This window comes from Mesorhizobium sp. B3-2-1 (assembly GCF_006439515.1).
Classification (GTDB): Bacteria; Pseudomonadota; Alphaproteobacteria; order Rhizobiales; family Rhizobiaceae; genus Mesorhizobium.
This window is the reverse complement of sequence record NZ_VFTI01000016.1, coordinates 145361-151479: the sequence shown is the minus strand read 5'-3', so window position 1 is coordinate 151479 and position 6119 is coordinate 145361. Positions and strand designations below refer to the sequence as shown.

Genomic DNA, 6119 nt, shown 5'->3' with positions numbered 1-6119 from the left:
GGCACATCCTACGACCCCAACAAACACCCCGCCGCTAGCTTCTTGCTCACAACAGGTTGACACAGGAAGTCTCATGCGGCCTGCCGTTCGCTTCGGTTGATGGCGTCGCGCAGCTTCGAGAGAGAGATGAGCAGCCGCTCGATCAGCGTCGCATCGATCCGCGTGTCACCGAACGCGGCTTGCCGGAAGACACCGTAACGTGCCCGCTCGGCCTCGGCTAGCAGCCACACGATGCGCACTCCGTTTGGCGTGATCAGCAGTTCCTTGGCGCGGCCATCCCCAAAGGCTTCGAGATGACCGGCGATGATGCCTTGGGGGAAGCGCGTGCCTCGGCGGTCCGTCCGCAGCACCGCCTCGGCTGGAAATCCCGGAGCTTTCGGCAGCGTATGGTCCAGATGATCGAAATTCGAGAACGTCGTCGGCGAGCCCGGCCGCATCATCATGTCGAAAATGGCTGACACCGCGACCTTCTCGGTGATCGAAACACTAAGCCAGCGCGCCGGCAGTTTCCGCGTCGCCAGCGTGTCGACGATGGTGCGCACCTGCACGCGTTGGCTGTTCCACGATCCTTCCCAGGTGATGACGCCGGCGGTGCCGTCAGAGACATCGGCCGCGTCCGCGACGACAGTGCGAATGCTGGCCTCGTCGGCGGCGAGCGCTGCCGAGGCCCTGTCGCGGCTGCGGCGTGCCAGCCACACAAAATGAAGGGCGAGAGCCAGGACGATTGCCCCGGCAAGCAGTGCTGATGTCACTTCGGACATTTTATCGTGCAAGGCCCGTCCAGATCCTGGGCGGGCCTACTCCCATCAATAGCCCTGCGGTTTCGGCCACGGCATGGTGAACTGGTCGCCGCGCCGCACGAATTTGTAGCGGTAGAAATGGAACCACAGCGAGATCAGGAAATAGAAGGCGACCATGGCGATCAACTGCGAGCCGAAGCCGAGGAAGATGGCGAAGAAGGTCACCACGCACAAGCAGAACAGGACGATTGCCGGCAGCGGATGGAAGGGGTGCGTGTAGCCGCGGCGGATCGAGCCCAGCGGCCACTTCTTCCTGAACATCATGATGTTGATGCTCATGAAAGTGTATTGCAGCACGCCCGACAGGATCGAGAAGGTGATCGCCTGGTTGAGATCGGCGATGAAGGCGAAAGCCAGCGCGATCGGCAGCAGGAACAGGATCGAGCGGTAGGGCGTGCGATATTTCGGATGCACCGCCGAAAACCAGCTCGGCAGATAGCGGTCGCGGCCGAGCGAGAACCAGGCGCGCGCCGCGTCGTTGATGCAGCCATTGGCGGAGGCAAGCGCGGCGAGCAGCGTCGCTATGAACAGAAGGTTCTCGAGCAGCGGGCTTCCGGTCAGCTTGCCGGCATCCCACAGCGGATAATAGGTGATGCCGAGATATTCCCAGGGCATCAGCGAGGCGCAGACATACCAGGTCATGGCGGCGGCGATCAGAAGCGTGATCATGCCGGCCATGGTGCCGTAGGGCAGCGAGCGGGCCGGCGAGCGCACTTCTTCGGCCGCCTGCGTGGTGCCTTCGATGCCGAGATAATACCAGATGCCGAACTGGAAGGCGGCGATGACGCCGATCCAGCCATAGGGCAGCGCGTTGCCTGGAGTGACCAGTTCGTTGAGCTTCAGCACCGCGCCCTGCGTCCACGGGCTGACCGAGAAGAACAGGACGACGATCGAGACATAGGCGATGGCCGTGATGACGAAGTTGACGTTGAGCGTCATCAGCACGCCGCGATAGTTGAGCCAAGCCAGGACCACGATGGTGGCGGCGATAAAGGAATTGTGGGTCAGCCCTTCAACTCCCGCCTTGGCGACGATGGTGTCGCCGAGCAGGATGGCGTCGGACACTTCCAGCATCGTATAGGCAAAGACCAGGAACAGCGCGACGTTGAAGGCCATCAGCGGGCCGACGATGTGCTTGGCCTGCGCATACTGGCCGCCGGCGGCGGCCACCGTCGACGTCACCTCGGAATCGATCATGGCCACGGAGGTGTAGAGCAGCCCGACGACCCAGCACACGATCAGGGCCGCCAGCGCGCCGCCCTTGTCGGCCGAGAAATTCCAGCCGGTGAACTCGCCGACCAGAACGATGCCGACACCGAGCGCCCAGACATGGGCCGGGCCAAGCACCCGAAGCAGCGATACACGGTCGCCGTGAATTGTAGTGGTGGTGGTGTTTTCAAGCGCGACCGTCATCGATCAATCCCCACTCAGATCCGGTGTTTTTCGGAAACAGCTTCGAGCTCGCCTTCACGCGACGAGGTCAGAACGTCCTCGGAGTAGTTCGTATCGACCTTGAACCAGTCGTAGAGCATCCACAGCGCGAGCACGATCGAGATGCCCCAGCATGCGTAAGAGAGTGCCACCCACATGATCGTGTCCCCAAATTCTTCGTCGCCAGACTTTATTTGTCGTCGAACTTTTCGTTGATGACATCGCGATATTCGCGGTCGGATGCCCGGAACAGGAACACGAAATAACCGATCAGCACGGCCGCCATGATGATCAGCGTCGGCCAGTCGATGATGTAGTGAAACCGGTTCTGGATGACGTCGTGCGCGGTCTCCGGCGTATAGCCGAGCTTTTCCCAGATCGACGCCATGGTCGGATTCTGCCCGAGCGCTTCCCAGGTCTTGGCATCGAGCGCGTCGATGGATTTCGCGGCACCGGCAAGACCAAGCTTCAGCGGTAGCCACAGCGCCACGAAAATGGCGACCACGACAACGGCGATGTCGAAGACTTGCCCGGCCTTGCTCTGTTCCGGCGGCGTATAGCGGGACATTGTTTCTCCCCTCAGGACTTGCGGTTGCGGGACGCGTCGGCGTTCTTGATGTCGAGCCCGTAGATGAACTCCTTGTCTTCCTTGTAGTGTTTGACCATCGCCAGGATGGCTGCCGTGTTGAAGATGAGCACCGCGGCGGCGGCCATGGCGACGACGGCCTTGATGCCGCCCTGCGGAATGTATGGCCATGTCATGAAGAGGACGAAGAGGATCGTCGCCCACAGGCAGACGATCAGGAGCGCGGATCCGCGCAAGTCGGAGCGGTACAGCGCCTCGATGCGCTGATGCAGGTCTGACATCGGTTTTCCCCTTCTTTGCCGACGCCCGGTTCCGAATCCACCGCTCGCCGCTCTCTTTCAAGAGAGTGAAATTTTTTTCATAAGTTCCGCTCGAATCCGGAACTTGTCAAGATGAATTTACGCCGAGTTAACCGCTCGCTTCGAGTGAACAATTTTGCCTGACAATGAAATTATTTGCTTGAAGGGGATTGCAGGCTTCCCGCGTTTGCGGTCAATATTCCATCCAAGCTCCGGCCTCGGGCAAAGGAGCAGGGAACATCAGGACTTTCGAACGGAGGACGAGCGGATGACTGCATCCTGGAGATTTTCAACCCTGGCGGATCGCCATCGCGCTCTGGGGTCGAAACTCGAAGACTGGAGCGGTATGGGCACCGCCTGGACCTACGACAAGGATGCCGATGAGGAATATACCGCCATCCGCACCAAGGCCGGGCTTATGGATGTTTCCGGCCTGAAGAAGGTGCACATCACAGGGCCGCACGCCTCGCATCTCATCGACCTCGCCACAACGCGTGACGTCGAAAAAATCTATCCCGGCAAGTCGGCCTATGCCTGCATGCTGAACGAAGCAGGAAAATTCACCGACGACTGCATCCTCTACCGCACTGGACCGAATTCCTGGATGGTGGTGCACGGCTCGGGCACCGGCCACGAGGAATTGCAGCGAGCGGCGATGGGCCGGGACGTGTCGCTGCGCTTCGACGACAATCTGCACGATTTGTCGCTGCAGGGGCCGACGGCGGTCGACTATCTGGCCAAGCACGTGCCCGGCATCCGCGACCTCAACTACTTCCACCACATGCAGACGCAGCTGTTCGGCTTCCCCGTCATGATCTCGCGCACCGGCTATACCGGCGAGCGCGGCTACGAGATCTTCTGCCGCGGCCAGGATGCCGGCACGATCTGGGACAGGATCCTCGACGAGGGCAAGAGCGCCGGCATCATTCCGTGCCGCTTTACCACCCTCGATATGCTGCGCGTCGAGAGCTACCTCTTGTTCTATCCCTATGACAATTCGCAGAAATACCCGTTCGAGAATGAAGGTCCCGGCGACACGCTATGGGAACTCGGCCTCGACTTCACCGTCAGCCCCGGCAAGACCGGTTTCCGCGGCGCCGAAGAGCACTATCGCCTGAAAGGCAAGGAGCGCTTCAAGATCTACGGCGTCCTGCTCGACGGCAAGGAACCGGCGGACGAGGGCGCTCCGGTCTATCGCGACGGCAAAAAGGTCGGCGTGGTCACCTGCGCCATGTATTCGCCGCTGGTCGAGAAATCGATGGGCATCGCCCGGCTCGACGTCGACTGCGCGGTGAAGGACACCAAGCTCGAGATTCGCAACAACAGCGGATCGATCAGGGCGACGGCGCAGCCCTTGCCGTTCGACGATCCCAAGAAGACCAAGCGCACGGCGAAAGGCTGAGGCATAGTCGACAGCGAGGGGTTTCGAGGCACAAAGACAGAATGGCAGCCAAGACCATCATCAGCCGGCCTATTTACGGGACCCTGTCTCCGCAGCCGGGCAAGCATCATCTTTTCCTGGCGGATGCGGAAGGCGCGCTCGCGATAACGGACATGGCCGTCAGGGCTCCGGCCGGGTTCTTCGACGGCGCCGAAATCGTCTTCATTGCCGGTCCTGAAGGCAAATATGGTGCCGCTCTCGAAGCGTTGAAGCCGGCGCAACTGCACATCGCACCGTCCTTCGCCAGTCTGCTGCCGCGTCTGAAGCAGACGCTGGCCAACGCGCATATGGGTCTGCGCCTCTATCTCGCCGGCACCGAAGGGCTGATCGGCCAGGCCATGCAGGTGGCGCTCGAAGCCGGCATCGACCACACCTCCATGCAGACCGAGCATCGCGGCTCGCTGGCGCGGCGCATGCAGTGTGTCCACTGCAAGGGCATCACCGAGAATGTGACGACGCAGCCGGCGACCTGCTCGCATTGCGGCCTGCTTCTGCTGGTGCGTGACCACTATTCCCGACGCCTCGCGGCGTTCCAGGGCGTCTGCATCAATGCCGAAGACCGCAGCGAAATTCCTCCGATGGAGGAGATCTTCCGATGAGCACTGGTACCACCAAGCTCGACGTCGTCGTCAGCGATGTCGTCCCGGTCAACGACCTGGTCACCCGTTTCCATTTTCGCCGGCGTGACGGCGAGCTGTTGCCGACCTTTTCCGGCGGCGCCCATGTCGTGGTCGAGATGCGCGATGGCGAGCGCACAAGGCTCAATCCCTATTCGCTGATGGGCTCGCCGCTCGACACGCGCGAATACACCATCTCGGTGCGCCGCGACGATGTCGGCCGTGGCGGCTCGCTATTCATGCACAATCAGGTCCGGCCGGGGCTGGAGATGGTGGTGAGCTATCCCGTCAATCTGTTCTCGCTCGACCTGCGCGCCAAAAAGCATCTGATGCTCGCCGGCGGCATCGGCATCACGCCCTTCATGGCGCAGACCGCGCAACTGGCAGGCGAAGGCGGCAATTTCGAACTGCATTACACCTGCCGCACCGCTTCGCTCGGCACCTATGCCGATGTGCTGAGCGAACGCTACGGCCGTCGCGTCCGGCTCTATCATGACGACCGCGAGGAGCGTATCGAGCTCGACCGCCTGCTGTCCTCGCAGCCGCTGGGCACTCATCTCTATGTCTGCGGCCCCGCCGGCATGATCAACTGGGTGCGCGACCGTGCCGCCGCGCTCGGCTGGCCGCCGGAGACCGTGCATTTCGAGCATTTCGCGGCGCCGCAGCCCGGTTTGCCATTCGACGTGACGCTTGCCGTCAGCGGCAAGATCATCCGCGTCGGCGAGCAGCAGAGCCTGCTCGAAGCCATCGAGGCGGCCGGCGTCGATCCGCCTTATCTCTGTCGTGGCGGCGTCTGCGGCCAGTGCGAGACCAACGTCATCTCTTGTGACGGCAAGTTCATCCACAACGACCATTGGCTGAGCGAGGAAGACCACCGTTCCGGCAGGAAGATCATGCCGTGCGTCTCGCGCTTCGAGGGCAAATCGTTGGTCTTGGAAAGATAGG

8 protein-coding genes are annotated in these 6119 nt (G+C 61.6%); 3 read left to right on the top strand and 5 right to left on the bottom strand.

Annotation, left to right across the window (positions count from 1 at the left end):
• Positions 1-71 precede the first annotated feature (71 nt).
• Genes FJW08_RS18260 through FJW08_RS18240 form a run of 5 tightly spaced genes read right to left on the bottom strand, consistent with a single transcriptional unit; the run spans position 72 to position 3098 of the window.
• On the bottom strand, positions 72-761 hold the full coding sequence (locus FJW08_RS18260; protein WP_181182957.1) for a hypothetical protein: 690 nt from the start codon (positions 759-761) through the stop codon (positions 72-74).
• Positions 762-806: 45 nt separating this feature from the next.
• Positions 807-2213, bottom strand: a complete 1407-nt coding sequence (locus FJW08_RS18255) for an APC family permease (RefSeq protein ID WP_140507951.1) — start codon at positions 2211-2213, stop codon at positions 807-809.
• Between the two features lie 14 nt (positions 2214-2227).
• A complete protein-coding gene (locus FJW08_RS18250; RefSeq protein WP_027142261.1) occupies positions 2228-2389 on the bottom strand; it encodes a hypothetical protein in 162 nt (53 codons plus the stop codon).
• Positions 2390-2421: 32 nt separating this feature from the next.
• Entirely contained in the window at positions 2422-2799 is a 378-nt protein-coding gene (locus FJW08_RS18245) for a hypothetical protein (protein ID WP_023771056.1), read from the bottom strand.
• An 11-nt stretch (positions 2800-2810) separates the two neighbouring features.
• The gene (locus FJW08_RS18240; RefSeq protein ID WP_140757636.1) at positions 2811-3098 is read right to left on the bottom strand and encodes a hypothetical protein; all 288 of its coding nucleotides are present in this window, start codon (positions 3096-3098) and stop codon (positions 2811-2813) included.
• 286 nt (positions 3099-3384) lie between these two features.
• On the opposite strand from FJW08_RS18240, the gene FJW08_RS18235 reads away from it, so the two are divergent.
• The 3 genes from FJW08_RS18235 to FJW08_RS18225 are packed head-to-tail and all read left to right on the top strand — an operon-like array spanning position 3385 to position 6118.
• Positions 3385-4518 carry an aminomethyltransferase family protein gene (locus FJW08_RS18235; protein WP_140811744.1) on the top strand — a complete coding sequence of 378 codons (1134 nt, stop codon included), beginning with the start codon at positions 3385-3387 and terminating at the stop codon, positions 4516-4518.
• A 41-nt stretch (positions 4519-4559) separates the two neighbouring features.
• The gene (locus tag FJW08_RS18230) at positions 4560-5156 is read left to right on the top strand and encodes a dimethylamine monooxygenase subunit DmmA family protein (RefSeq protein WP_140811743.1); all 597 of its coding nucleotides are present in this window, start codon (positions 4560-4562) and stop codon (positions 5154-5156) included.
• The gene (locus FJW08_RS18225; RefSeq protein WP_140811742.1) at positions 5153-6118 is read left to right on the top strand and encodes a PDR/VanB family oxidoreductase; all 966 of its coding nucleotides are present in this window, start codon (positions 5153-5155) and stop codon (positions 6116-6118) included. Before FJW08_RS18230 ends, FJW08_RS18225 begins: the two co-directional genes overlap by 4 nt.
• The last annotated feature ends 1 nt before the right edge of the window (position 6119 follow it).

Coding starts and splice junctions, on each gene's coding strand:
- FJW08_RS18230 (WP_140811743.1), top strand. CDS start 4,560: ATGGCAGCCAAGACCATCATCAGCCGGCCTATTTACGGGACCCTGTCT.
- FJW08_RS18260 (WP_181182957.1), bottom strand. CDS start 761: ATGTCCGAAGTGACATCAGCACTGCTTGCCGGGGCAATCGTCCTGGCT.
- FJW08_RS18225 (WP_140811742.1), top strand. CDS start 5,153: ATGAGCACTGGTACCACCAAGCTCGACGTCGTCGTCAGCGATGTCGTC.
- FJW08_RS18255 (WP_140507951.1), bottom strand. CDS start 2,213: ATGACGGTCGCGCTTGAAAACACCACCACCACTACAATTCACGGCGAC.
- FJW08_RS18240 (WP_140757636.1), bottom strand. CDS start 3,098: ATGTCAGACCTGCATCAGCGCATCGAGGCGCTGTACCGCTCCGACTTG.
- FJW08_RS18245 (WP_023771056.1), bottom strand. CDS start 2,799: ATGTCCCGCTATACGCCGCCGGAACAGAGCAAGGCCGGGCAAGTCTTC.
- FJW08_RS18250 (WP_027142261.1), bottom strand. CDS start 2,389: ATGTGGGTGGCACTCTCTTACGCATGCTGGGGCATCTCGATCGTGCTC.
- FJW08_RS18235 (WP_140811744.1), top strand. CDS start 3,385: ATGACTGCATCCTGGAGATTTTCAACCCTGGCGGATCGCCATCGCGCT.